Source organism: Planctomycetota bacterium (assembly GCA_018242585.1).
In the GTDB taxonomy this organism is placed as follows: Bacteria; Planctomycetota; Planctomycetia; order Pirellulales; family PNKZ01; genus JAFEBQ01.
Map to the genome: position 1 here is coordinate 1 of JAFEBQ010000038.1, position 24,998 is coordinate 24,998.

Sequence of the window (24,998 nt, forward strand, 5' to 3'; positions counted from 1 at the left end):
ACGGCGTCGACCAACAGCAGCGCCCCGTGGTCATGGACCAGCTTGGCGATTTCCTCGATCGGCTGCCACGCGCCGGTCGACGTCTCGGCCATGACGATCCCCACCACCTTCGGCTTTACCGACGCGAGCAGCGGTTTCAAGTCGTCGGGCGTGAAGACCTGGCCCCAGGGGCGGTCCATGCGCGTCACTTGCGCGCCGGCCCGGGTGGCGACGTCGAGCATCCGCGCGCCGAACACGCCGTTGACGCCGACAATCATCTTGTCCCCCGGCTCGATCAGATTGACCACCGTGCATTCCATGCCGGCGCTGCCCGTGCCGCTGACCGCGAACGTCAGCGGATTCTTGGTGCAGAACACCTGGCGCAGCATGTCCTGCATGCCATTCATCAGCGCCAAGTAGTAAGGGTCCAAGTGCCCGACGGTCGGCGTCGAAAGCGCTTGCAGCACGCGGGGGTGAATCTGGCTGGGGCCCGGCCCCATCAAGATACGTTGCGGCGGGACCACGGGGGGGGCGATCGTCGACATCGATGCTACTCCTCAATCGTAATAGTTCGTTACGTCGCGGCCGAACCGGGTTTCGGGCCTGGGCACGGCTCGCGGATGAGTTGGCTCAGTTGCTTGAAGACGGGCGTGCCAGCTACCTGGCACCACTCGAACAGCGCCGCTTCGGTCGTGGTCAGCACCGCGCCGGCGGCGTCCATCCGGCGGAGCGCCGTCTCGTGATCGATTGCATAGCGGGCGCCGAGCGCATCAACCGCCAGGTACACTCGCACGCCCGACGCCAACAAATCGAACACGGTTTGTTGGATGCACACGTGCGTTTCGATTCCCACGACCAGCACCCGGTGGCGACCGGCGGCGAGCCAGTCCTGAAAAATCGGTCCACACTCGCCACAGCTAAAGGCCAGCTTGGCGCTCGCCCCGGGCAATCGCGTGGCCAGCTCGGCCGTCGTCGGCCCGAGCCCTTGCGGATATTGCTCGGTCGCCGCGGCCGGCACGCCCAGCAGCTTGGCCCCGTCCAACAGCCGGCGGATGTTCCAGACCAGCCGTTCGTGCCCCGGCACAAGTCGGACGAGCTTTTCCTGGACGTCGACCACGAGCAAAGCCGAGTCGTCGGCGGTCATCAATTCGGGACTGCGGGGAAGGCGAGTGTTGTTCATCGCCCCAGCATATCGGATCGTCCGGCGGCATTGAAGCGGCCGAATCGGCAGTGGGTCAGTTTGATGGATCGGGGTGGCGGGGTCAGAAAGAAGTGATGGCCCCGAACCGTAATCACAGGGCCTTCGCTGCGCTCTGACCCCGCCACCCAACGTCTTAGAATCAAACTGACCCACTGCCCAAGGCGGCAAATGTTGCGGAAAGGCAACATGCCGTGCCGTGGCGTCATCGGCGGCACATGTAAGGTAGATTTGCCTTGCGAGACGCCGCCAATTGACTCGAAGCTCGAATATGTCGCCTGCCAACGTCTGTCGTCGCCTGACTGAACACATACGACGCTTCGGCGCCGGCGCCTTGCTGGGGACGCTGGCCTACAAGCTTGCGCACCGGCTGGCCGGGGTGACGATCGGTCGGCTGTATTTGCTCGACGAGCTGACGAAGTTGCCGCTCGACTCGGGCGAGCCAGAGCTGACGTACCGATTTCTAAGCGCCGCCGACATCCGGCGACTGGCCGACCCCGCGGTGAACGATCTCGACCCGTCGTTCGCCGAGCGGCTTGTCGACAATCGGCATATTTGCTTCGCGGCGCTCGCCGATGGGCAACTTGTCAACTACGCCTGGTACGCCCTTGAATCGCCGCCGTCGAGCGATAGCCTGAATGCCCAACTCACGCTGCCCGTCGGCACCGCTTACCTGTACAAGGCGTTCACGCACGTCGATTACCGAGGCCGGCGCATCCACCAGACGGCGCTCTATGCCGCGGCCCACGTACTGGCCAGTCAGCGCTACACGCAACTGACGGCCATCGTCGAGTTCGACAATTGGGCCTCGGTCCGCAGCCACGTCCGCTTGGGCATGCGCCAGGTCGGTTGGTTCCTGGCTGTCGGGCGCGACGCCTTGCCGCGCGTGTGGGCCTCGCGGCCGCTTAGTGCGCTCGGGATCGAAGTTCGTCAGGCGACTTTGCAGCCTCGGCCGGTCGCTTTGCCCACCGCACCGCTTCCCGTCGAAGCAGCATTTAGCGACGAGTTTCACGACGCCGAACTGGTGGCAGCAGCCGCATCCCGTTAAACACCACGGCCAGTGTTGCGCCGACGTCGGCCGCGACCGCCATCCACAGAGTGGCCGCGCCGACCGCCGCCAGCCCCAGCACCAGTAACTTGCTGCCGAGCGCCAGCGCCACATTCTCGCGCAATCGAGCACGGCATTCGCGGGCGATCGCGATCAATCGCCCCAGCCGATGCAAGTCAGGCTTCAGGATCACCACGTCGGCGGTTTCGAGCGCCGTGTCGCTGGCCGCCGCGCCAAAAGCGATCCCCAAGCTGGCCGCCGCCAGGGCCGGCGCGTCGTTCACGCCGTCGCCGACGAGCGCGACCGTCGCGCCGTGTTGTTCCAGTTCTTTGATCGCCGCCAGCTTGTCAGCCGGCAGCAAGCCACCGCGGGCTTCGTCGATACCTAGTTCAGCCGCCAACTCGTTGACCACCGCCGACCGATCCCCCGACAGAATCGCGAACCGCTGCACGCCCAGGCGTCGCAAATGTTCCAGCGTCTCGGCCGCGTGCGGCCGCACCGTATCGGCCAGGAGCAATACTCCCCACAGGCCATCCGGCCCGATCAAAGCGGCGAGGGTCGCCTGTCGATCGGCGAGCGCTTGCTGCCACAATGGGTGCGATTGCCAGTCGCCGTGGGTCGAATTGAGCGTGCCGCCGCCAGCGCCGCAGATGATGAACGCCCGGCCGTCGACGATGCCACGCACGCCGGCGCCGCGCTCGGCGTGAAACCCTTCGACCGGCGCGAGCGTTAAATGATCCGCCAAGGCGGCCGCGACAATCGCCCGGGCCAGCGGGTGCTCGCTCTGCTGTTCCAAGCTGGCGGCGATGCGCAGCACGTCCTCGGGTTTGTGCCCGTCGGCGGCGAAAAGATCGACCAGTCGCACTTCGCCGCGCGTCAACGTGCCAGTCTTGTCGAAGGCCATTACGTCGATGGCCGCGGCTCGTTCCAGGTGCTCGCCCCCTTTGATCAGAATGCCTTGCCGCGCCGCGGCGTGCAGGCCGCACACCATCGTCACCGGCGTCGAGATCACCAGCGCGCAAGGGCACGACGCCACCAACAGCACCAGCGCGCGATGCAACGATTCGGTCCAAGCCACCTGGGCGGTGAAGGGAAGCACGACGAACGACACCGCGGCCAGGGCCACGACCGCGGGTGTGTACCAGCCGGCCAGCCGATCGACCAACTGCACGCTTCGAGCGCGGCCGACGCGGGCGCTGTCCACCAGTCGGGCCATGTGAGCCAACGTCGAGTCGTCGGCTCGTCGCGCCACGCGCAACTCGATGGCCCCATCGCCATTGAGCGAACCAGCCCAAACGTCCGCGCCGATCGCGACATCGCGCGGCAGGCTTTCTCCCGTCAGGGCCGCCTCGTTCACGGTCGATGCGCCGGAGACGACCGCGCCATCGGCCGGCACGCGCTCGCCCGGGCGGACGAGCAGCCGGTCGCCGATTTCCAGTCCTTCGACCGGCACGTCGGTCGTGCCTTGCGAGCTAATGCAGTGAGCGACGCGCGGCGTTAGTTGCACCAACGACTCGATCGCTCCTCGGGCGCGGGCTACGCTGGCCGCTTCGAGCCAGAGCGATACGCCGAACAAGACCATCGCGGTCGCGACTTCAAAGTAGTCACCGATGGCCACGCCGCCGATCGCGGCCACGATCATTAGGACGTTGATGTCAACGCGCCGCAGTCGCAACGCCCGCCACGCGGCGCGGGCCACCGAGTAGCTGCCAACGAGCAGACTTGCCGCGACCAATAGCGTGCCAAGCCAGGCGGGGCCGCTGGCCAGCCACAGCGCAATCGCCGCGGTAAGCAGCGCTGCGGCGGCCAGCGTGTCGTACCGCCGTGGCACGCTGGGCAGGACATGAAGCTGTTTGTCGTGGGTGACGGGGCGCGCGGGAAAGCCGATCGCGTTCAGGCGTCCTTCGAGCGTGGCGGGCAGCAACGTGGCGGGATCGAAATCGACGTGCAAGCGGCGCTGGACGTAATCGGGGCGCAGTGCAGAGATGCCGGCGAGCGAGCCCAGGCCCGCTTCGATCAATTGCAACTCTTGCGGACAGTCGAGCGCAGGCACGTCGTAGCTCGCGGTGGCCAGGATCGGCTGGCTTGGCCCTGCGGTGTTTGTTGGCATCGTGTTGGGTGGTTCTTCGGCGCGCTGATACATGGCAACGCTATTCTACGCGGAAGGTGGCGACGGCGTCTTTCCCGGCCGTTGCGCCCCTGGCCGAACTGGCCCGCTTTCGCCACAATAAGGGCCGATTTTGCACCCGCGCCATCGCACAGCCTCGGTTATCGCTAGCCTTAGACGAACTTTTATGCCGCACTCGATTGTGATCTTCGGCGCCTCGGGCGACCTGACCAGTCGCAAGTTGATCCCAGCGTTGTACCAGTTGTTCCGCAAGAAGCGACTTCCCGAGGAGACGCGGATCATCGGCACCTCGCGGACAGCCTATTCGCACGACGCCTGGCGCGACAAGCTGGCCGAGACGACGAAGCAGTTCGCCGCCAAGGATTTCGACGCCGAACTATGGAAGAAGTTCGCCGCCAACATTTTCTATCACGCTGGCAATCTGGACAGCGTCGACGATATGCAAGGGCTGGAAAACGCCCTGCGCGAAGTGGAGGGGAACACGCCGACGGCGCGCGTCTATTACCTGGCCACTGCGCCGCAATTCCACGAAGGGACGGTCAGCAAGCTGGGCGCGCTGGGCATGGCCTCGGAAGCGCAGTCGACGCGCCGCGTGGTCATCGAAAAGCCGTTCGGCACCGACCTGGCCTCGGCTCGCGAGCTGAACAACGTGCTCCATCGGGTGTTCCAGGAACAGCAGGTCTATCGCATCGATCATTACCTAGGCAAAGAGACGGTTCAGAACATTCTGGTGTTGCGTTTCGCCAACACGGTTTGGGAGCCGATCTGGAATCGCAACTTTGTCGACCATGTGCAGATCACCGTGGCCGAGGAAGTCGATGTCGGCCGACGTGCTGGGTACTACGACACGTCCGGCGTGGTGCGCGACGTGTTCCAGAACCACTTGCTGCAGTTGATGACCATCACGGCGATGGAAGTCCCCAGCCGGTTTGAAGCTGACCTGGTGCGCAACGAGAAGGTGAAAGTCTTGCAGGCCGTCCGGCAAATGTCGGCGGTCGATGTGGCCGAGCAGACGGTGCGCGCGCAGTACGACAAATACCTGGCCGAACCCGGCGTCGCGGCGAACAGCCAGACCGAAACCTTCGCGGCCATGAAGCTGCACATCGACAATTGGCGCTGGCAGGGGGTGCCGTTCTATTTGCGCTCGGGCAAGGCGATGAGTTGCCGGACGACGCAGATTGTGATTCAGTTCCGCTCGCCGCCGCACATGGTCTTCAACTCCGAGCGCCGCCGCGAGCCCGAAGCCAACCGGCTCGTGATTCATATCCAACCGGCCGAAGGCATCCAGCTTCACTTCCAGACCAAGGTGCCCGACGCCGGCATGCGGTTGCGGCAGACCGATTTGAACTTCCGCTTCGACAGCGAGTTCGCCGGGGCGCTGCCCGATGCGTACGAACGATTGCTGCTGGACGTGATGATGGGGGACGCCAGCTTGTTCGCCCGGGCCGACGAGGTGGAACTGGCCTGGGGCATTGTCGACCCGATCATCGACGCCTGGGCCACGCGGCGGTTACCGCCGATGGCCACGTACGAGTCGGGTCTGTGGGGGCCGGAGGAAGCGATGACGTGGATGCTCCGCGACCACCGCAACTGGCTTGATGTGTGTCCAATTCTGTAAGAGCGAAACCCGTGACATGAGTACCGCCCAGGCCATCACCTTGCCGCATCTGCGCATTGGCGCCGTCGATATCGGCTTTCCCATCGTTCAGGCAGCTTTGTCCGGCTATAGCGATATGGCCATGCGCGTGATCGCCCGTCGCATGGGGGCCAGCTACAGCCTGTGCGAAGTCGTGCTCGACAAGATCGTCCTGCAAGGGGGCAAGGCGATTCGCAAAATGGCGATGATCGACGCCAGCGAGCATCCGGTCGGCGGGCAGTTGATGGGGGCCAATCCCGACGAATTCGGCCCGGCGGCGCGAACTCTGGCCGAGATGGGTTACGACGTCATCGACATCAACTTCGGCTGCCCGGTCCGCAAAGTGTTGGGTCGCTGCCGGGGCGGATACTTGCTGAGCGTGCCCGAGACGGCGCTTGAGATTGTTTCCCGCGTGCGCGAGGCGGTACCGATTCACATCCCCGTCACGGTGAAGATGCGCCGCGGCATGGACGACACGCCGGAAAGCCGCGACAACTTCTTCACGATCTACGACGGCGCGCACGCGCGCGGCGTGTCGGCCGTGACGGTGCATGGGCGGACCGTGAAGCAGAAATACGTCGGGCCTAGCCGTTGGGCATTCTTGCGCGACGTGAAACGGCACGCGCCCGAACGAGTCGTGCTCGGCAGCGGCGATCTGTTCACCGCGCAGGATTGCTTGAACATGATTGCCGAGACAGGCATCGACGGCGTGACCGTGGCCCGCGGCGCGATCGGCAACCCTTGGGTCTTTGCCCAGGTGCGCGCGTTGGCCGCTGGTTTGCCGCCGCTCGAGCCGCCGTCGCTGCACCAGCAGCGCGAGGTGATTGCCGAACACTATCGGTTGGCGGAACAGATTTACGGCCCCGACGCTGGCGGCAAGCAGATGCGCAAGTTCGGCATCAAGTACGCCAAGCTTCACCCCGAGCCGCTTGTGGTGCGCGACGCATTCATCGCGGTCCGCAATCAAAGCGACTGGCGCGCGGCACTCGACCGCTGGTACGCCGACGATCTGCCGGGGCGCTGGCCCGACGGGCGAGAGATGGAAGAAGGAACCTGCGAGACGTAGCCGGCCGGCCCTTTTCGATTGGCGCCCAGTCCGCGCAGTTTTCGTAAACTGCCAGCCCACAGCCCTATTTCTCGGCAATTCTTGATTGCTAGCGCAGCAAGCACTTGGTTATGCTAGCGGCGTCTCGCATCTCTTCAGGACGAAGTTGCAAAGGATGGAACCGATGCTTGTCCTCAGCCGTCGGGTGGGGGAACGGATTCAAATCGGCCCCGACATCGTCGTCACGGTTGCTCGACTGACGGGCAACTCGGTGCGCATTGCCGTCGAAGCGCCAAACTCGGTGAAGATCGTCCGCAGCGAATTGGCAGCAGGCGACCCTGCGCACGCGGCGAAGTTTTCACCGGTGAGCAAGCCGCCGCACTGAGGCGCTGGCGAACTAGCGCAGTTCTTTGTCGGAATCGCGGGCGTTGCGCGGCGTTTCGACAATCGTGCTGCGCTGGCGCAGATCGAAATCGCGTGCCTGTCCGATCGTCGTCAACCGGCCGGCTTGCGCCTCGGTGGCCAGCCGGGCCAGCTTCTCTTCCAGCGATGGCTCGTTCTTGGCCACGCGCGGCGCGCGGCCCCACGTCACTTGCGAACCGTTGGCCGTTTCCAGAATGAACTCTGGCGGGCCAGCGACCGGCTGATTCGCGTCGGCCCGCACGGTGATGCGCACTAGCCCCCATTGGGTCCAGCGTTCGAGGAGCAGCGAGGCAATCTCGGCGGCGTCGGTGACGGCCGAGTCTTGCCAGACCGTGCCGACCGGGCCTTCGGTGACGGCGCGGATGCCCGACAGTCGCGGATAGATTCGCGCGTCTTCGGCCGTGAAGTCAACGCTGGGGAGCAGCACCGCCCGGGCGTCGATGGCGTACAAGCCGCCGGGGACTTCGATCATACAAACCGGCCGACGATAGGCGAGCTTAACATCGACGCGCGGCTGGGCCGACTTGCGCACCTCGACGACCTTTTCGACCCACGGGTGCAACTCGAACGCCTGGCCGACGCGCGCCACCAGATCGTTGGCCAGAATTGACGTTGGCTGATCCAGACTGGCGCCGCGCAGCGCCTCGCGCTTGATGTCGGTGCGAATCCAGGCCGGCGGCGCAGGCGACAGGTAAATATCGTCGTACTTGACCAGGAATTGTTCCTGGTCGCGCAAGTGAGGCTCGAGCGCGTCGATCACGGCGCGGCCGACCATGAAGATCGCCCCCACAATCGCCGCCACGGCCAGCAACTTGCTGCGCAGCACCACCCGCGCCAGCCATTGCCAGACCGAAATCTTGTCGCTTTGTTTTCCCTTGGAATCGGCTTTGCTCATTGGCGCACCTCGGCGTGCAATGCGTCGCGGACCATCCATTCGCACAGAGCCGGCAAGTCGAAGCCCGCTTGCGCTGCCGCGCGGGGGGCCAGACTGGTCGGAGTCAGCCCCGGAATTGTGTTCACTTCGAGCACCCAGGGGCGTCCAGCGCGGTCGAGCATCAGGTCCACTCGCACCAGCCCGCGGGTGTCGAGCGCGGCAGCGGCCGCGACCGAAACGCTGCGCAAGCGCACGATCTGATCGGCGGGCAGGCCCGAATCGAATCGGTAAACGGTATCTTCGGCCAGATACTTGGCGTCGTAGTCAAAGACTGGCCCCGGCGCGACGATTTCCAGCAGCGGCAACGGCTCGCGCCCCAGGATCGTCACCGTGAACTCGCGGCCATCGATCCAAGGCTCGACCAGCACCAGCGGGTCGTACTGGCGGCTGGCGGTGACACACGCGGCAAGTTGCTCGGCATTGTCCGCGCGGCCGACGCCCAAGCTGGAACCTTGCCCCTCGGGCTTAATGGCCAGGGGCCAGCCCAACGTGGCACATTCACGGGCAATCGTGGCCAATACGTCATGCTCGCCGAACTCCATCGCGGTTGGCGTCGGCACCCGGGCTTCGACAAAGCGGTGCTTGGCGGCCGATTTGCTCATGGCCATTCGCGAGGCGGCTGGCCCGCTGCCGGTGTAAACCACGCTTAGCTCGTCAAGCTGCTGCTGCACGCGGCCGTCTTCACCGGCGCCACCATGCAGGGCGAGAAAACAAATGTCGAAGCGCGGCCAGTCGATCGAAGTGATCGGCGTATTGAGCGGATCGAATTGCTCGACGCGATGACCCAGGCTGGCGAGGGCCGCGGCGGCTTCGCTACCGCTGGCCAGACTGACGGCGCGCTCGGCCGAGTCGCCCCCGGCCAACACCGCGATGGAAAGAGTTTCGGACGCTGCGGACCACGACATGGCCATCCTCCTTGACGGCTGTGACGATGCACCTGTCCCGATCGTTTATCAATGCTGCGGCGCGACGCCTTCCTGGCGGCGCGGCAATTACCAGACGTCGATCTCGGTTTCTAATTCCACGCCCAGTCGCTCGGCGACCCGGCCGCGGACCATTTCCATCAGCGCCAAGACGTCGGCCGCCTTGGCCCCTTCTTCGGCCACGATAAAGTTCGCATGTCGTTCACTGACGATTGCGCCGCCAACATGCGTTCCCTTCAGGCCGGCCTGGTCAATCAACATGCCGGCGCTCATACCGCGCGGATTCTTGAAGATGCAGCCGGCGCTTTGATGCCCCAAGGGTTGCGTCGACTTCTTCAATATCCATTGTTTTTGCATTCGCTTGGTCAGCGCCTCGGGATCGTCCGATTCAAGTTGGAACTCAGCGCCGAGGATGACCAGTTCGTCGAGACCGCTTTGCCGGTAAGCGAAGGTCAGCTCCTCGCGACGCCGCTCAAGGATTTCGCCCGAGTGGGTCATCACCGTGGCCCGCAGCAGCCATTGGCCGATGTCGCCGCTGCGGCTACCGGCGTTGCCGTGCAACGCGCCGCCGATGGTGCCGGGAATACCGACCAGGGTTTCGAGGCCCCCTAGTCCGTTGCCGACGGCGTGGGTGATGACATGCCCCAGCTTGGCAGCCGCGCCGGTCGTGACCTTGGTGCCGGCGACGTCGATCTTGCTCAGTTCGTCTCCGCCCAGCTTGATCACCAAGCCACGCACGCCCTCGTCGCGCACCAGCACGTTCGAGCCGCCCCCCAGCAGCCGAACCGGAATGTTTTCCTCGCGGCAACGGCGGACCAGCTTGCCAAGCTGTTCGAGTGTTTCGGGTTGCGCAAAGTATTGAGCCGCTCCACCCAGCCGGAACCAGGTGTGCGGAGCCAGGGGCTCATCGCGCTGAATCAAAGGACCGAAGTCGGTCGCCAAGGGCATGTGCAAACTTCCCAATATCGCCCGCTCCTAACACGGCGACCACGTCGCCGGGGCGTAGGGCGGCATGGACCTGCTCTAGAATGGCGTCAGGTCGATGTTCTTGCAAGACGGGTACACCGAACGCCGAGATTTGCGCCGCCAGGTCAGCGGCCGTAGCTTCGCCAGGTCGCCAAACCCCCTCGCGGGCTCGATAAACGTCGGCGATCGCCACCAGATCGGCGTCCGCCAGCGCCCGGGCAAACTCGGCCAACAAGCGCGCAAGGCGGCTGGCCTGATGCGGTTGAAACACGCACCAGAGTCGTCTCTTGGGATAACGCTGGCGGATTGCTGCCAGCGTGGCGGCGACTTCGGTGGGGTGATGGGCGTAATCGTCGACGATGGCCAGCTCGGTGGTGTCGACGATCGGCTCAACACGTCGTTGCAAGCCGGCAAATCTTTCTAGCCCAGCGACGATGGCCGCCGATTCCGCGCCGCCGCTAGCGGCCAGCGCCGCCGCCGCCAGGGCGTTGGCGACCATGTGCTGGCCGGGAACCTGGAGCGCGATGCGGCCAAGCACTTTACTGCTGTGGAGTAGATCGAACTCATAGCAGCCTGCCTGGCTCAAAAGGTTCGTCACCTGCCAATCGGCCGGTGCATCGACAGCGAAGCTTTCCCGACGACATTTCGCGTGCCGGACGATTTGCAAAGCGCCGGCGTCTGCTGCGTTGTAAACTAGCAGGCCCTCGGCCGGTAGTAGCGCCGCAAAGTCGCCAAAGGCTCGCTCAAGATCAGCTTCGTCAGGAAAGCAATCGAAGTGGTCGGGTTCGACATTGAGCAAGGCGGCGCATTGTGGCCGCAGGTGCAGAAAACCGCGGCGGAATTCGCACGCCTCGACGACCGCCAGGGGGCCGTGCCCTGCGTGCGCGACGGGCGTACCATCGCGCCACGAGGCGCCGACCACGAACGTGGGATCGAGCCCGGCGGCCAGCAGGATTTCGGTGGTCATAGCCGTCGTCGTTGACTTGCCGTGTGTGCCGGCGACGGCGAGCGTGGTGTGCTTCTTAGTCACGCGGCTAAGCATCTCGGCGTAGCTCAGTTGAGGCAGGCCGCGCCGCTCGGCCGCGACGCGCTCGGGATTATCGACCGGGATCGACTGGCTGTAGACAAGCGTCTCGGCGCTTGCCGGCAAGTACGACGCCGCGTGACCCCGATGGACTTCGATTCCGCTGTCGGCCAGCCAGCACGGCACGTCGGACGCGCTGTCGGAGCCCGAGATGTGCCAACCTTGCTCGACCAGCACGCGGGCCAGCGCTTGCATGCCCGCGCCGGCGATGCCAACGAGATGCGCCGCTGGCAGCGAAGTTGCTTCGCGCTGGGATGTTAAAGGGGAAAAGATATTCTGGCTCCGCCGGCTTTTCCGATTGAAGAAACCTGCATGAGGGGTCGATCTACTCTCGGACCCGGCCAAGGTCCGGGGCGCGTGTCGGTAAAGCTGGGCGCTTTCAGTGTCTGGCGTCGATGTGCCGTAACCGCCAAGTTGCTCGGTGACGTGATGTTACGAGGCGCGGGCGGAGCACGTCAAACCGACGTCGCGTGCCAGCACGCCGCGAGCGAGTGCCACCGCAAAACGCCGGAGAAGATCGCCTGATACTGACCTTTACCGCATGGGCGGTTTTCGTCAGAATCCCGGCCGATCGGTGCCCCTGGGACTCGGTTAACCGCTCGAACGTCGATCGCCGTGGCGATGGACCGACGGGCACGATGGCAAGCCGAAAGCTGGCCACACCCACGACCGCTTGCAGCAGTCAATTCCCACCACCAGGGCGGGGACGGAATCCCGCTAGTCCACACGAATCTGTCGCGATAGCAAGGAGCGCTCACCGTGAAGAAATTTGTCTCGATGGCCACGCTCGTGGCAAGCGTCTGGGCAGCCAGTCAGGGCATGCGCGCCGAAGCGCAACAAGCTCGTCCGCCCATCGCGGTGATCGACGTCACCGCCATTTTCAAGGACCACTACCGGCTGAAGGCCATGATGAACGATCTGCAGCAGCAGATCGCGGCCGCCGAGCAGGAAATCCAGAAACAGCGCCAGACCTACGAAGCGCTGGGCGCGAAAATGACCGAAGGGCAATTGAAGCGCGGCTCGCCCGAGTACAAGGCGCTCGAAGAGCAGCTGCGCAAGATCGAAAGCGAAACCAGCGTGAAGATCGCCCAGCAACGCCGCGACTTCCACGAACAGCAAGCCAAGATGTACTACAGCGTCTACCAGGAAATCCAGCAGGAAGTGAAACGCTACTGCGAAGCCAATGGGGTGTTTCTGGTGATGCGGTTTCTGGGCGAACAGCCCGATCAGAACGATCCGGATCAGCTCTATCGCGACTTGAACCGCTCGGTGGTGCATTACCACCCGCACATCGACATCACCAAGGTGGTGTTGGCGCAACTGAACGCCAACAGCCCGCCGCCGGTGGCCGGTCCAGTCACACCGGGCGCCCCGGGGCCGAACAACCTGCAACCGCAAGGCATGTCGAACTATGGCGCACAACCGGGCGTCAATCCTGGCCTGGGGCCGAATCCTGGCGCCACTCGCCCGCAGCAACCGATGGGCATTCCGCAACGTCGCTAGTCATCGCAGTCTGACGACGTCTGAAAAACCGTCGCGGCTGCGAGCAACATCTCGCGGCCGCGACGCCTTGTTTTGTGCCCTGGTTCGAGTCTCTGGCATGCGACGGTCTTCCGCGATGATCTCGCCTCGTAAACAACGAACCCTGGCCCAGCCAACTGCGGTCGCAGGCTTCGGCTACTGGTCGGGCCGCGATGTACGAGTGGAATTTCGCCCCGCGCCGGCCAACACTGGCGTCGTCTTTGTGCGGGGCGATCTCACGCAACCGGTGCGAATCGCGGCGCACGTCGGCCATTGCATCGAATCGCCTCGTCGCACGACCTTGCGGGCTGGTGGCCAGCAGGTCGAAATGGTCGAGCACATCATGGCCGCGCTCGCCGGCTTGCACGTTGACAATTGTGAAATCTGGGTCGACGCCGCCGAGATGCCGGGCTGTGACGGCTCGAGCCAGCCGTTCGTCGAAGCGATCGTCCGCGCCGGCGTTACGGCTCAGGACGCGCCGCGTGCGGTGGTCACGGTGCGGAATGTAATCCGGCTGGGTGATGACGAGAGCTGGATCGAAGCCCGGCCCACCACGTCGGCCGGGATGTCGTTGAAATTCAATTTGGACTACGGCGTCGGCACGCCGATTGGCCGGCAGACGATCACCTTGCCGGTGACGCCCGACTCGTTCCGGCGTGAACTCGCGCCGTGCCGAACATTCATGCTCAAGAGCGAAGCCGACTGGCTGCTGGCCCAGGGGCTGGGCACGCGGGTCGCGACCAGCGACTTGCTGGTCTTTGGCGCCCAGGGGCCGATCGAGAACACCCTGCGTTTTCGCGACGAATGCGTGCGGCATAAAGCGCTCGACCTCGTGGGCGACCTGGCCTTGGCCGGTTGCGACCTGGTGGGACATTTCGTGGCCAATCGGAGCGGGCATCGGCTGAACGCCGAGTTGGTCCGCGCGGTTTTGGCCGACGCCGCGGCCGCGGGCGATGTGCGCCAGTGCGCCTAGCACACCGATGATCATTCACTAGCGGGAAAGGCACTTGCCATGACATGCACGATTGCCGACCACGCCATTATCGATTCACGATCTGAGATCGCCGACGATGTCGAGATCGGTCCCTTCTGTGTGATCGGACCCCACGTTCGCATCGGCCGCGGCACGCGACTGGAAAATAACGTCACGCTGACCGGTCACGTGATGATCGGCGAGCAGAATCAAATTCACGCGAACGTGGTGATCGGCGGCCCGCCACAAGACCTGAGCTATCACGGCGGCGAGACCTGTGTGCAGATTGGCCACCGGAACATCATCCGCGAAGGGGTCACGATCAACCGCGCCACCGAGAAGGAAGCCGGCATCACCTCGCTGGGTGACGACAACTTCCTGATGGCCAATAGCCACGTTGCGCACGATTGCCGGCTGGGCAATCATATCGTGATCACCAACGGCACGCTGCTGGGCGGGCACGTGCATGTCGATGATTACGCCGCGCTGTCGGGTGGCTGCGCGGTGCATCATTACTCGTCGATCGGTCAATACAGTTTTGTGGCCGGCCTGAGTCGGGTGTTGCACGATGTGCCCCCGTTCATGCTGGTCGAGGGGCATCCCTCGCGGCCGCGCTGTATTAACGTCGTGGCGCTGAAGCGACACAACTTCTCGGACGCGGCGATCGACGCGCTGGCCGAGGCGCATCGGCTGTTGTATCGCGCCAAGATCGGCCTGCAACAAACGCGTGACACGCTACGCAACAAGTTTCAGTTGACGCCCCAGGTGTTGGCGCTGTTGGAATTCGTGCGTCAACAGCAAGACGGCAAGCATGGTCGGGCTCGGGAATCGGCGCGGAGGGCTGCATGAGGCCAATCAGGATCGCGGTCGTGGGGGGCGGCCACCTCGGTAAGATTCACACTCGTATTCTCCAGACGCTGCCCCAGTTCCAATTGGCCGGCGTGGTCGAACCCATCGCCGCCAGCCGTGAAGCCGTGGCCCAGCAGTTCAAGGTGCCGGTGTTCGATCGATTGGCCGCCGTGCGCGAGCAGATCGATGCGGCCGTAGTGGCGGCGCCCACTTGCACCCATCACGATCTTGGGCTCGAACTGTTGAACGCCGGGCTGCATGTGTTCATGGAAAAGCCGCTGGCCCCGTCGCACGACGAGGCTTCGGACCTGGTCGATGCCGCGCGAGCCGGCCGCCGCGTGCTGCAAGTCGGCCACGTCGAACGATTCAACCCGGCCTGGAGCGCCACGCTCGGCCAGGTGCGTGATCCGAAATACATCGAGGGGGTCCGCCGCGGGCCGTTCTCGTTCCGCTCGACCGACATCGGCGTGGTCTTGGACTTGATGATCCACGACATCGATCTGGTGTTGTCGATTGTCCATTCGCGCGTCCGTGGCGTCAGCGCGCTGGGCGTGGCCTTGTTCGGCCAGCAGGAAGACATCGCCCACGCACGAATTGAGTTCGAGAATGGCTGCATCGCGCAACTGAGCGCATCGCGGGCCAGCCATCAACCGGCCCGGACGATGCAGCTTTGGTCGCAACAGGCCTTTGCCGCGGTCGATTTCTCGACCCGCACGGCATCGATCGTGCGGCCCAGCGACGAAATCTTGCGCCACGAGCTCGATGTTCACACCTTGCCGGCCGAGCAGAAGGCCGCACTCAAGGATCGACTGCTCACGGAACATCTGCCGGTCGAGGTGCTCGAGTCACCGCCGGTCGACGCGATTACGGCCGAGTTGATCGACTTTGCCGAAAGCGTCGCTCAGGGACGCATGCCGCGCGTGTCGGGCGAACACGGCCGCAACGCCGTGGCCGTCGCCGAACAAGTGCTGCAAAGCATCGCCCAGCATCAATGGGACGGCCAAGCCGATGGCCGCGTCGGGCCGCTGCTACAGCCGCAACGCTTGGTCATTCCCTCGCCGCACTTCTTGTCGCGTCCGGCCAGCGTCCCGGCCGACCGCCGCGCGGCGGGATGACTCATAGCGTCACAACGCCGCTGATTAGAATTGCATCGGCGGCCAGAGCAAACCCTTCTCCCCCGGGGAGAAGGTGGCGGCGGTAGCCGACGGATGAGGGTCGCGCCTCAGGCTGATGTCGCACTCGATTGAGACTGGACCCTCATCCGGCCTTCGGCCACCTTCTCCCGAGGGGAGAAGGGTTGCTGCATGCTCGGTGATGATGGAGAGCAGAACCATTGCGCCGGCCGCTTACTCCTCTTCCTCCTCTTCGCGCATGTGGACGGCCTTTTCGATAATCTCTTTGAGGATGTTCCCCGGCACCACATCGTACCGGCAGAACTCGATCGTGTAGCTGCCTTGGCCACCAGTGATGCTCGACAAGCTGCGGGCGTAGGTCGACACCTCGGCCAGCGGCACCTCGGCCGTCACGGTTTGCAGATCGCCGCCGGCTGACTCCATGCCCAGCACGCGGCCGCGGCGGCCTGACATGTCGCTGTTGATATCACCGAGCTTGGCCCCTGGCACCGTCACGTGCAACGTGACAATCGGTTCGAGCAGCGTCGGCTTGGCTTGCTGGAACGTGTTGCGAAACGCCATCGAGCCGGCTGTTTTGAAGGCGGCTTCCGAGCTGTCGACCGGGTGATGCTTGCCGAAGAAAATCTCAGCGCACAGGTTTTGCACTTTGTAACCGGCGATCACGCCGCGCTCCATTCGCTCGCGAAAGCCCTTCTCGACCGCCGGCAGGAAGTTGTTCGGAATCGAACCGCCGACAATCGAATCGACCCACAGGAAGTTGATCTTCGGGTCGAAACGATACTCGCGCATCTGAGGAAAGCGCTCTTTCGACGCATACTCGGCGACGTCTGTCCCCTCGGGCATCGGATGGAGCCGAATATGGACTTCGCCGAATTGCCCGCGGCCCCCCGACTGTTTCTTGTGCCGGTAGCTCCCCTCGGCGCGGTTCTGAATGGTTTCGCGATAGGGAATCTTGGGCTCCTTGGTTTCGACGTCAACCTTGTCGCGCCGTTTGAGCTTCTCGCGAATCATGTTCAGGTGCAGTTCGCTCATGCCGGTCATCACCAGTTCTTTGGTCTGCGCGTCGCGATCGAGCCGCAAGGTCAAATCTTCTTCGACAATCTTGTGCAGCGCGCCCGACAACTTGGCCTCGTCGCCACGGTTCTTGGGCACGACGGCCAAGCCGACCATGGGCGTCGGGAACGGAATGTCGTGAACGACGAAATCGCCCAACAGCGTGCCGGTGTGCAGTTCCTCGTTCTTGGTCACGGCCACGATCTCGCCGGCGCCGGCTTCGTCGATCGGTTCCAGGTTCGCCCCTTGCACATGGAACAACTGGTGCAGCTTCACCCCCTTGCGAGTGCTGGTCGACGAAACGGTTTCTTCTTTGTGCAGCTTGCCCGAGAAAACTCGGATGTAGCTGATCCGCTGGACGAACGGGTCGATGCGGGTTTTGAAAACTTGGGCCACCAACGGGCCATCGTTCTCGGAGAGGATTTCCACGTCGACGCCGTCGGGGCGCGTGCCGTGGTGGGGCATTTGCGTGGGTGAGACGGCGCACGCCCCCAGCCCGTCGAGCAGCTCGTCCATGCCGACGCCCGTCTTGGCCGAGACGAAGAAGATGGGAATCAGCGTGCTGTGGGCCACGTCCAACAGGATCAGCCGGCTGATTTCTTCCTCGGTCGGCGGCGTTCCCTCGAAGTAGCGGGCGGTCACTTCGTCGTCATGCTCGATGATGGCTTCGAGCAGTTCGGTGCCGCACTTGTCGATCGGCGCGAGCGCCCCCACGGTGTCGGCCGGCGGCTTCAGGACATTGGCAACGCCGCGAAAGTCGTGACCCGAGCCGAGCGGTACGTTGTACGGCACACAGCCAGCACCGAACAGATCGTGCAGGTTCTTGAGCAGCACGGGGACATCGATGTTCTCGTTGTCCATCTTGTTGACGATGACCACCCGGGCCAGCCCTTCCTTGCCGGCTTCCTGGAAGGTGCGGCGGGTGTTCACTTCGATGCCGCTGTGAGCGTTGATGACGATGGCCGCGGTGTCGACTCCGCGTAGCGCGCCGATCGTGCTGCCGATAAAGTCCGGATAGCCTGGGGTGTCGATCAGATTGAACCACAGGCCGTTGTGTTCCAGGTGGACGACCTTGGCTTCGACGGTGTGCTTGTGTTGTTTCTCTTCCTCGTCAAAGTCACAAAAACTCGTGCCGTTATCAACGCTGATCGGATGCTTGACAGTGCCGGTCTTGACGAGCAACTGGTCGATCAGGGTCGTCTTCCCAGCGCCGCTATGACCGCACAAAGCAATGTTGCGAATGGTCTCCACGTTGCGAATCGACATCGTGTTCCCCCGCGTGGCTAGAGTTCCTGGCTAATCGGTCCTCCGGGACTCCGCAGTCCCTTTGGAATCGGTTGGCGATGCTAGTGATCGGCGTCCCTGGCGCGCGGCAGTCAGCCCTTCGCGCAGGGTCATGGTTGGTTCATAGAGCGCGCGGCCGACGATGCAGCCCTCGATGGGCAACTCGGCCAGGGCGCGCACGTCGTCGGCTTTGCTCACTCCGCCCGAGGCCACGATCGGCGTGTCGCACTCGGTACACATCGCGGCGACGGCCGCCAGATTCGGCCCCGACAGCATGCCGTCGGTGGCGATGTCGGTGTAAACGATGGCCGCCACGGGCTCGTCGGCAAAGCGTTGGGCCAGATCAATCGCCGACACGCCGCTGGTTTTCAACCAGCCATCGGTGGCGACTTGTCCGTCGCGCGCGTCGAGCCCCAGCACCAGCTTGTGCGGGTACTTGCGGCACATGGCGCGGAACCACTCGGGCTCGCGCAGGGCCCGCGTGCCGACGACCAGGCGCGCGATGCCGAGCGCCAGCAACTCTTGAATGATCGACTCGTCGCGGATGCCGCCGCCCAGTTGGCACGGGACGTCGATCGAGCGAACGATGCTGGCGATGACCGCGGCGTTGGCGGCCCGACCGTCGCGCGCACCGTCCAGGTCGACCAGATGGAGCCGGTCGGCCCCTTGCTCGACCCAGTGCCGGGCCATGGCCGTCGGGTCTTCGCCGAAGATGGTTTCGCGGTTGTAGTCACCCTGCTCGAGGCGCACGCACTTGCCGCCGCGCAAATCGATGGCCGGCCAAACCTGCAACTCGCCTAACGCCTTGCGCACGCCACGACTCCCTGCGCTGCCTAACGAACCGCTTCCCGACGGAATCCCCGCCGGCCCCACGCTGCGCACGTGCAGTGGGCGACCAGCGCGGCCGACCCACGGTCTGCCGCGCTCACCCAGCTAATATGCCAGAGTTCCCGCCGCATGCAATCCAATTTGCCCCGAACAACGCCGGTTGACACGCCGGAGCAGGTAGCCATTTAGACAGCCACCGCCCGACTGCGTATCATGGTCAGCCACGGCGGTGGCATTTCCGGGTGCGACATTGAGGATGGAGTTCACATGGTTCGATCACACAGTTGTCGGGCGCGCGCGTTAGGGCTGGCGACGCTTTTCATGGCCATTTTGCCGACGTTGGCGTGGGGCGACGAGCGGACGCCGCGGCAGGTGGCCGAGGAGTTGGTCGCCGCCTACGCCCAGGACATTCCCGATCTGAAGTACACCTCGACCGTGGCGCTGATCGGTCGTTTGGCCTATGGACGCGAGACGAGCGATTCGCAACATGCCAAGGGCGTGCGGGCTATCTTGTTGCCGTACCTCGATGGTTCGAAGCCGGTGAACAGCGAGAAGCTGTCGGCCAGCGATCTGGCCGGGCACCTGGTCTTTGCCGCGCTCTACGGGTCGTTGAGCGATGATCCCAAGCTGCAAGATTCCGCCCGTCGGCTGATTCTCGCGGCCGCCGATCGCGCCTGCGATGCCCAGGGACAGCCGCGGCCCAATATTCACAGCCAAATGAGCGACGCCACGTTCATGGCTTGCCCGCTGCTGTCGATTGCCGGGGCGCTGTCGGGAGATTCCAAATACTTTCAACAGGCGTTGCGCTATGCCCAGTTGGTGAAGAAGCTCGATCTGCGCGACGACGGGCTCTATCGCCATTCGCCCAAGTGCGAAGCGGCTTGGGGGCGCGGCAATGCGTTCCCGTTGCTGGGGCTGGTGCATACGCTGCACGTTTACCCTGACAAGGAACCGGGGCGCGACGAGTTGGCCAAGATGTTCCAGGATCATGCCGCGGCCTTGCTCAAGCATCAAGACGCCGACGGGGCGTGGCACCAGGTGATCGATCATCCTGAAAGCTATGCCGAGCTGACCTGCACGTGCATGATCGCGTCGAGTTACCTTAAGGCGATTGAAGATGGTCTGCTCGCGCGCGACAAGTACGCGCCTGCGGTTCGCCAAGCCTGGCAAGCGGCCCTGACGCGCATCGGCCCCCAGGGGAACCTGCGCGACGTGTGCGAAGGGACCGGTTCCCAGACCAGCCTGCAGGCCTACTTCGACCGCAAGGCCCTGTCGGGGCGCGATCGGCGCGGCGGCTCGATGGCCTTGATGTTCGCCGTCGGCATGATGCATTTTCCGGAGCAGAAGTAGTAAGTTTGCGATTCTATGTGTGGGTAGCCCCGACAACTTGTTGTCGGGGTTGCGCAGCAACAAGAGGGACCGTATCCGGCATCAGTCGCCGATACACTCCGTCCACGATGCCTCTTGTCGCTCTCGCGACCCGGACAGACAAGCTGTCCGGGCTACCCAGTGTTAATGTCAATCCAGATTGTTGTATCCCCGCAGAAAGCACCGCATGCGACACGCTTCGATCGATCCCAAATTGTTCGCCGACAACCGCCGCCGGCTGGTCGAGATTCTGCCCGAGAACTCGTTGGCCGTGGCCAACGCCAACGACGTGCTGCCGACCAATGCCGATGGCACGCTGCTCATGCACGCGAACGCCGATTTGTTCTTTCTGACCGGCGTTGAGCAGGAAGAGTCGCGACTGGTCATTGCCCCTAATGCCGCCGACGAGAAGCTGCGCGAGGTGCTGTTCATCCGCCCGTCGAGCGAGCTACTTAAGACTTGGGAGGGCTACAAGCTGTCGAAGGAAGACGCGGCGCGGGTGTCGGGCGTGAAGACCGTGAAGTTCTTGGACGAGTTCCCCGCGGTCTTTCGCCGGCTGATGTGCGAAGTCGAGCACGTTTATTTGAACACGAACGAACACCCCCGAGCCGTGGTCGAAGTCGAATCGCGCGACGCCCGCTTCATTCGTGCAACCCGGGCGGCGTATCCGTTGCACGACTACCGGCGGTTGGCGCCGCTGTTGCACCGGCTGCGGGTCGTCAAGACGCCGCGCGAGATCGAGCTGATCAAGCAAGCGGTCAAGATCACCGCCGATGGTTTCCGGCGCGTGCTCGGCATGGTTCGTCCCGGCATCCACGAGTACGAAGTCGAGGCCGAGTTGATCCACGAGTTCACGCGCAAGCGCGCCCGCTGGGCCTACCCGCCCATCATCGCCGGCGGTGCGAACAGTTGCATTCTGCACTACAACCAGAACGACCAGCCGTGCCGCAAAGGGGACGTGCTGCTGCTGGACGTGGCGGCCGCCTACGCCAACTACAACGCCGACCTGACCCGGACGATTCCGGTCAGCGGCAAGTTCTCTCGCCGGCAAAAGCAGGTCTACAACGCGGTGCTGCGCGTGCTGCGCAAGTCAATCGCCGGCGCGGTCGTCGGCAAGTTGCCCAAGGTCTGGCTGCGTGAAGCGCAAGAAGCGATGAACGAGGAGTTGTTGAAGCTGGAACTGATCACCGAGCGCGACATCCAACAGGCCCCGGCCGACGAACCGGCCTGCCGCAAGTATTTCATGCACGGCCTGGGGCACCCGCTGGGGCTCGACGTACACGACGTCGGCAATACGAACGAGCCGATACAAGCCGGCTGGGTGTTGACCGTCGAGCCGGGGCTTTACATTCCCGAGGAAGGAATCGGCATCCGGCTGGAAAACGACATTGTCGTTACCGCCGACGGGCCAGTGGACCTGATGGCCGATGTGCCCCTGGAAGCGGACGAGATCGAAGATGCGATGGGGGGATGAGGACGTTGCTGGTTGCGAGTTGCTGGTTGCTAGGTAAAGACCAGCAAACCCTTGTCGCCACATTTATTTGGCGCGGTGTATTTCGTACGACAACTGGATGGTAACGCGACTTTGCCCCGGCTATAATTCCGCCCAAGGTCCGGCGGCATGCCAACCACTTGAGCCTTCAACCGCTGAGGAATCTATGGGGCGAACCGGTCAGAATCGCGACGGCATTTCGACGTTGCAGATCATCTTGATCATCGTGGGGGTGTTGATCGGTATGTTCGTGATCGTGGGGCTGCTCGGCGCCATGGCGTTCCGCGGCATCACCAAGGCCCGCGAAACGGCCCGCAAGCTGCGCTGCTCGCAACAGATGCGCGATCTTGCAGTATCCCTTAATAGCTACGAAATCGATCGTCGCCAGTACCCCGGCTATCGCAATATCTTGCTAATGACCAATAACGAGTCGTACCACGACGAGGCGAGCAAGGCCGAAGGTGTGAGTTGGACGGTGCCCATTCTGCCGTATCTAGACTATACGTACGTTTACGACACGTATCGCACACCGGGGGGCAAGTCGGAATTGCTCATGGCCTCGATCGAGAATCTCGCCTGTCCGTCCGATCTTCCTTTGGATGCGGGACTTCCTATGTCCTATGTCGTCAACGCCGGTTGCATCGACGCCGAGGGAACGCCCGCGACGCCCGGCGAGAAGAACTCGGGCATTCCGCGCGACTGGCAATCAAACGGCGTGTTCTTCGATCGAGTGATCGGCAACCCATTGGCCAAGGCCTCGCAGGGGAAAGGCGAAGCCCTTGTGCCGATGGTCACGCAGACGAACGCCTGGATTTCCCGCTACGATGGCATGGTTCAGACGATCATGCTGACCGAAAACATGGATCGTGGTCACGCGGCCGACATTGCCGAACCTCTGGTCGGCGCGATCTGGGACATCAATGCCAAGGTCGCCGGCTCCGGGACGTTTCAACCGGGTTCGCCGCCGCCGCACGCCACCCCGGCCAAGCCGTCGTACGTCATCAACGTCGGTGGCCGAAAGAAAACCGGCCAGTCCGCCACCCAGCGCAAGTCGGAGGACATTCCGTACGATCTGGCCCGGCCGTCGTCGCCGCATTTCAATGGAGTGAACGTGGCCTTCTGCGACGGGCACATCGAGTTTCTGCGGGACGACGTCGATTACTTTGTTTACTGTCTGCTGATGTCGGCCGACAGCAAGAACGTGCGCGTGCCCGGTGAGTCGGCCCCATTGGAAAAGAACTGGTTCAAAGTGCCAGTCGATGACACCTGGCTGTCGCGCTATTGATCGCAGCGTGCTGGCAACGACACGACCAGACGGTAGGTCGTAGGTCAGGCCTTGGCCTGACAAGATGGTGCGCACCACGTCGTCAGGCCAAAGCCTGACCTACAGCACTGGCCATCACCCTTGGTGCCGCTGGGCGCTGGCCTTGCCATCCTGACGGAAAACCTGATTCTCTCAAAGCGAAGGTTGATTGGCAGCGAGCGCCTTGATTTCGCTTGGGGTGATCGCGCGTTGATGGATTTGCAAATCGACGAGTTGGCCGTTGAAGGGCCCGTTGATGCCGGAGCCGAGTCGCAAGGGGGCCGAGCTGTCGAGATTCCACGCCGAAGTGTCCAAGTCGGCGTTTTCGGCGACTTGCTTTCCGTCCACGTACAGCGTGAGGCGATTCGCGGTCTTGATCGCGGCGACGTGATGCCAGCCCGTCGGCAGCGTGTGATCCCACGAGACTTGCCGGCCCTGTCGCGCGGCCCACACCTTCCCCGAGGGCAGCGTGCTGCAAAAGACCTCGCCAGCGTGCTCGGCCATCGTCCACGCTCGGCGATACTCCACGTCCGGCGTGAGATCGAGTCGCTGCCAGAGCGACCACTTCCCTGCGCCGTCATAAGCATAGACCTGCGCCAGTGGCAGCGTGCCGGCAACAAAGCGGCCGTTATGCACCATCATGCCCATGACCTCCAACTCCCCGCCAAGACGTCCGATGTCCGTCCAGCGCCCCACGTCTTCAAAGCGGAAGACGCGCCCGCTGTTCCAAGTGGCGACGTGCAGGTGGCCGTCGTAATTGGCAAAGGCGTAGGTCTGCGAGTTGTCGCCAATCTGGCCGCAGTCCGTCCACGTTTTGCCATCATAGCGGTAGACGCGTCCGCCATCGTAGCTCGTGGCGTAGAGGAAGCCGTCATGTACCGTGAGCGAGACCACGCGGCGCGGCCCCATCTCGCCGGTCTTGTATGCTGGGCCAATGGCATCAGGGAGCCGCGTCCACCGCGAGCCACCCTCATAGCGGAAAAAACCGGGCGGTTTGTAGAGCGACGAGGCATACAGCCGCCCCTGAAACACCACCAGCCCGCCCACGGCCTCCGTATCGGGCAGTTGCCCACAATCCACCCAATTCGTGCCACCTTCATGGCGAAAAACACGACCGCCGAGCTTCGTGTTTGGCGATTCCGGCAGGTGCGATCCCGCCACGCGATACTTGCCCGTGCCCGCATACAACGCGCCTTCGTAAACAGCGAGCGCTTTGACGGCGTTGCTGCCATCAAGCGCGCCGAGTGAGGTCCAGCGATCGCCCCCCTCATAGCGATACACACGCCCGCTTTCGCCCGCGTCTGGCTCGCAGGTGCCCGCATATAGGGCACCATTGTGCGCGGCCAGGGAGAAAGCAAGCAACGCCTTGCCAGGCCGCCCGCAGTCGCGCCATGGGCCTGGCTTGTCATCGTCGATGCCAAACTGCAAATGTCGCCAGTTCGCCTGGCTTGCCGTGACGCCGGGATTGCACTTCAGCGTGAGATGAAAACCACGCCGCTTCTGCGCATCGTATTGGCTGATCAAATCCCCCGTTACTCGATCCGTCGCGTCGGCCCTCGCCCATGCCGCAATGGAAAAATCGCCCGTGCCTAGCGTTGGCGCCGTCTGAGCCGGGATGCCCATTGCCTGGTCGACGCGTGGCCAGGTGCGCGCGGCAGGTTCCGCAGCGTGGAGGCACGAGAGCGCGGGGAGCATTAGAGCGAGAACGGCGAGGATACGTTTCATCCGACACTTCCCATTTGGCTTGAGGCAGGAACCAACCCAAGGTCATAGTGCTTGCCAAATCCTAACCACGCATCCCTCATCATGTCCAGCAGTCCGTTGGGGAGC

At 63.7% G+C, this 24,998-nt stretch carries 21 protein-coding genes; 11 read left to right on the plus strand and 10 right to left on the minus strand.

Translation table 11 applies throughout. The features are described from left to right. Together JSS27_17805 and JSS27_17810 are read right to left on the minus strand one after the other, a co-directional pair. Positions 1-524 (minus strand): aminotransferase class V-fold PLP-dependent enzyme (locus JSS27_17805; GenBank protein MBS0210800.1); only part of this gene is annotated, 524 nt, incomplete at its 3' end. A gap of 29 nt (positions 525-553) precedes the next feature. Next, the gene (locus tag JSS27_17810) at positions 554-1,159 is read right to left on the minus strand and encodes a hydrolase (GenBank protein MBS0210801.1); all 606 of its coding nucleotides are present in this window, start codon (positions 1,157-1,159) and stop codon (positions 554-556) included. A gap of 289 nt (positions 1,160-1,448) precedes the next feature. Here JSS27_17810 and JSS27_17815 point away from each other — a divergent pair, with 289 nt between their 5' ends. After that, positions 1,449-2,225 carry a GNAT family N-acetyltransferase gene (locus JSS27_17815; GenBank protein ID MBS0210802.1) on the plus strand — a complete coding sequence of 259 codons (777 nt, stop codon included), beginning with the start codon at positions 1,449-1,451 and terminating at the stop codon, positions 2,223-2,225. On the opposite strand, the gene JSS27_17820 is transcribed toward JSS27_17815, so the two are convergent. Continuing rightward, positions 2,173-4,368, minus strand: coding sequence for a cation-translocating P-type ATPase (locus tag JSS27_17820; GenBank protein MBS0210803.1), 2,196 nt, complete (start codon positions 4,366-4,368; stop codon positions 2,173-2,175). The two genes, JSS27_17815 and JSS27_17820, sit on opposite strands and share 53 nt — an antisense overlap. A 151-nt stretch (positions 4,369-4,519) precedes the next feature. On the opposite strand from JSS27_17820, the gene zwf reads away from it, so the two are divergent. From zwf to JSS27_17835, 3 genes are all read left to right on the plus strand, one after another. After that, a complete protein-coding gene (gene zwf, locus JSS27_17825; GenBank protein ID MBS0210804.1) occupies positions 4,520-5,971 on the plus strand; it encodes a glucose-6-phosphate dehydrogenase in 1,452 nt (483 codons plus the stop codon). A 16-nt stretch (positions 5,972-5,987) separates the two neighbouring features. After that, positions 5,988-7,055 (plus strand): tRNA-dihydrouridine synthase, encoded by a 1,068-nt coding sequence (locus JSS27_17830; protein ID MBS0210805.1) that lies wholly within the window; start codon positions 5,988-5,990, stop codon positions 7,053-7,055. 163 nt (positions 7,056-7,218) lie between these two features. Further along, positions 7,219-7,419 (plus strand): carbon storage regulator, encoded by a 201-nt coding sequence (locus tag JSS27_17835; protein ID MBS0210806.1) that lies wholly within the window; start codon positions 7,219-7,221, stop codon positions 7,417-7,419. Positions 7,420-7,431: 12 nt separating this feature from the next. Here JSS27_17835 and JSS27_17840 read toward each other — a convergent pair whose 3' ends face one another. The 4 genes from JSS27_17840 to murC all read right to left on the minus strand — a co-directional run bounded on the left by JSS27_17840 (position 7,432) and on the right by murC (position 11,559). After that, the gene (locus tag JSS27_17840) at positions 7,432-8,352 is read right to left on the minus strand and encodes a hypothetical protein (GenBank protein ID MBS0210807.1); all 921 of its coding nucleotides are present in this window, start codon (positions 8,350-8,352) and stop codon (positions 7,432-7,434) included. Continuing rightward, complete coding sequence (locus JSS27_17845) at positions 8,349-9,296, minus strand: D-alanine--D-alanine ligase (GenBank protein ID MBS0210808.1); 948 nt, start codon at positions 9,294-9,296, stop codon at positions 8,349-8,351. The genes JSS27_17840 and JSS27_17845 overlap by 4 nt, the downstream gene beginning before the upstream one ends. 87 nt (positions 9,297-9,383) lie before the next feature. After that, entirely contained in the window at positions 9,384-10,262 is an 879-nt protein-coding gene (murB, locus tag JSS27_17850) for a UDP-N-acetylmuramate dehydrogenase (protein ID MBS0210809.1), read from the minus strand. After that, positions 10,219-11,559 carry a UDP-N-acetylmuramate--L-alanine ligase gene (murC, locus tag JSS27_17855; protein ID MBS0210810.1) on the minus strand — a complete coding sequence of 447 codons (1,341 nt, stop codon included), beginning with the start codon at positions 11,557-11,559 and terminating at the stop codon, positions 10,219-10,221. Before murC ends, murB begins: the two co-directional genes overlap by 44 nt. 564 nt (positions 11,560-12,123) lie before the next feature. On the opposite strand from murC, the gene JSS27_17860 reads away from it, so the two are divergent. The 4 genes from JSS27_17860 (at position 12,124) to JSS27_17875 (ending at position 15,822) form a co-directional block, all read left to right on the plus strand. Continuing rightward, positions 12,124-12,867, plus strand: a complete 744-nt coding sequence (locus tag JSS27_17860) for an OmpH family outer membrane protein (protein MBS0210811.1) — start codon at positions 12,124-12,126, stop codon at positions 12,865-12,867. A 115-nt stretch (positions 12,868-12,982) separates the two neighbouring features. Then, positions 12,983-13,858 carry a UDP-3-O-[3-hydroxymyristoyl] N-acetylglucosamine deacetylase gene (gene lpxC / locus JSS27_17865; GenBank protein MBS0210812.1) on the plus strand — a complete coding sequence of 292 codons (876 nt, stop codon included), beginning with the start codon at positions 12,983-12,985 and terminating at the stop codon, positions 13,856-13,858. 39 nt (positions 13,859-13,897) lie between these two features. Continuing rightward, positions 13,898-14,707, plus strand: a complete 810-nt coding sequence (gene lpxA / locus JSS27_17870; GenBank protein ID MBS0210813.1) for an acyl-ACP--UDP-N-acetylglucosamine O-acyltransferase — start codon at positions 13,898-13,900, stop codon at positions 14,705-14,707. Then, positions 14,704-15,822, plus strand: coding sequence for a Gfo/Idh/MocA family oxidoreductase (locus tag JSS27_17875; GenBank protein MBS0210814.1), 1,119 nt, complete (start codon positions 14,704-14,706; stop codon positions 15,820-15,822). Before lpxA ends, JSS27_17875 begins: the two co-directional genes overlap by 4 nt. 231 nt (positions 15,823-16,053) lie before the next feature. On the opposite strand, the gene JSS27_17880 is transcribed toward JSS27_17875, so the two are convergent. Both JSS27_17880 and hisA read right to left on the minus strand, forming a co-directional pair. After that, positions 16,054-18,159: an elongation factor G gene (locus JSS27_17880; GenBank protein MBS0210815.1), complete on the minus strand. Its 2,106-nt coding sequence runs from the start codon at positions 18,157-18,159 to the stop codon at positions 16,054-16,056. Between the two features lie 30 nt (positions 18,160-18,189). Next, positions 18,190-18,969 (minus strand): 1-(5-phosphoribosyl)-5-[(5-phosphoribosylamino)methylideneamino]imidazole-4-carboxamide isomerase, encoded by a 780-nt coding sequence (hisA, locus tag JSS27_17885; GenBank protein MBS0210816.1) that lies wholly within the window; start codon positions 18,967-18,969, stop codon positions 18,190-18,192. A gap of 357 nt (positions 18,970-19,326) precedes the next feature. On the opposite strand from hisA, the gene JSS27_17890 reads away from it, so the two are divergent. The 3 genes from JSS27_17890 (at position 19,327) to JSS27_17900 (ending at position 23,150) form a co-directional block, all read left to right on the plus strand. After that, positions 19,327-20,355 (plus strand): glycoside hydrolase family 88 protein, encoded by a 1,029-nt coding sequence (locus JSS27_17890; GenBank protein MBS0210817.1) that lies wholly within the window; start codon positions 19,327-19,329, stop codon positions 20,353-20,355. 205 nt (positions 20,356-20,560) lie between these two features. Continuing rightward, entirely contained in the window at positions 20,561-21,847 is a 1,287-nt protein-coding gene (locus JSS27_17895) for an aminopeptidase P N-terminal domain-containing protein (protein MBS0210818.1), read from the plus strand. Positions 21,848-22,031: 184 nt separating this feature from the next. Further along, positions 22,032-23,150 (plus strand): DUF1559 domain-containing protein, encoded by a 1,119-nt coding sequence (locus JSS27_17900; GenBank protein MBS0210819.1) that lies wholly within the window; start codon positions 22,032-22,034, stop codon positions 23,148-23,150. Between the two features lie 171 nt (positions 23,151-23,321). On the opposite strand, the gene JSS27_17905 is transcribed toward JSS27_17900, so the two are convergent. Further along, positions 23,322-24,893: a LamG domain-containing protein gene (locus JSS27_17905; GenBank protein MBS0210820.1), complete on the minus strand. Its 1,572-nt coding sequence runs from the start codon at positions 24,891-24,893 to the stop codon at positions 23,322-23,324. Between the last annotated feature and the right edge of the window lie 105 nt (positions 24,894-24,998).

Excerpts from the sequence above, each read along its gene's own strand:
- JSS27_17810 (MBS0210801.1), bottom strand. The coding sequence starts at position 1,159 with ATGAACAACACTCGCCTTCCCCGCAGTCCCGAATTGATGACCGCCGAC.
- JSS27_17815 (MBS0210802.1), top strand. The coding sequence starts at position 1,449 with ATGTCGCCTGCCAACGTCTGTCGTCGCCTGACTGAACACATACGACGC.
- JSS27_17820 (MBS0210803.1), bottom strand. The coding sequence starts at position 4,368 with ATGTATCAGCGCGCCGAAGAACCACCCAACACGATGCCAACAAACACC.
- zwf (MBS0210804.1), top strand. The coding sequence starts at position 4,520 with ATGCCGCACTCGATTGTGATCTTCGGCGCCTCGGGCGACCTGACCAGT.
- JSS27_17830 (MBS0210805.1), top strand. The coding sequence starts at position 5,988 with ATGAGTACCGCCCAGGCCATCACCTTGCCGCATCTGCGCATTGGCGCC.
- JSS27_17835 (MBS0210806.1), top strand. The coding sequence starts at position 7,219 with ATGCTTGTCCTCAGCCGTCGGGTGGGGGAACGGATTCAAATCGGCCCC.
- JSS27_17840 (MBS0210807.1), bottom strand. The coding sequence starts at position 8,352 with ATGAGCAAAGCCGATTCCAAGGGAAAACAAAGCGACAAGATTTCGGTC.
- JSS27_17845 (MBS0210808.1), bottom strand. The coding sequence starts at position 9,296 with ATGTCGTGGTCCGCAGCGTCCGAAACTCTTTCCATCGCGGTGTTGGCC.
- murB (MBS0210809.1), bottom strand. The coding sequence starts at position 10,262 with ATGCCCTTGGCGACCGACTTCGGTCCTTTGATTCAGCGCGATGAGCCC.
- murC (MBS0210810.1), bottom strand. The coding sequence starts at position 11,559 with ATGCAAGCGCTGGCCCGCGTGCTGGTCGAGCAAGGTTGGCACATCTCG.
- lpxC (MBS0210812.1), top strand. The coding sequence starts at position 12,983 with ATGATCTCGCCTCGTAAACAACGAACCCTGGCCCAGCCAACTGCGGTC.
- lpxA (MBS0210813.1), top strand. The coding sequence starts at position 13,898 with ATGACATGCACGATTGCCGACCACGCCATTATCGATTCACGATCTGAG.
- JSS27_17875 (MBS0210814.1), top strand. The coding sequence starts at position 14,704 with ATGAGGCCAATCAGGATCGCGGTCGTGGGGGGCGGCCACCTCGGTAAG.
- JSS27_17880 (MBS0210815.1), bottom strand. The coding sequence starts at position 18,159 with ATGTCGATTCGCAACGTGGAGACCATTCGCAACATTGCTTTGTGCGGT.
- JSS27_17890 (MBS0210817.1), top strand. The coding sequence starts at position 19,327 with ATGGCCATTTTGCCGACGTTGGCGTGGGGCGACGAGCGGACGCCGCGG.
- JSS27_17895 (MBS0210818.1), top strand. The coding sequence starts at position 20,561 with ATGCGACACGCTTCGATCGATCCCAAATTGTTCGCCGACAACCGCCGC.
- JSS27_17900 (MBS0210819.1), top strand. The coding sequence starts at position 22,032 with ATGGGGCGAACCGGTCAGAATCGCGACGGCATTTCGACGTTGCAGATC.
- JSS27_17905 (MBS0210820.1), bottom strand. The coding sequence starts at position 24,893 with ATGAAACGTATCCTCGCCGTTCTCGCTCTAATGCTCCCCGCGCTCTCG.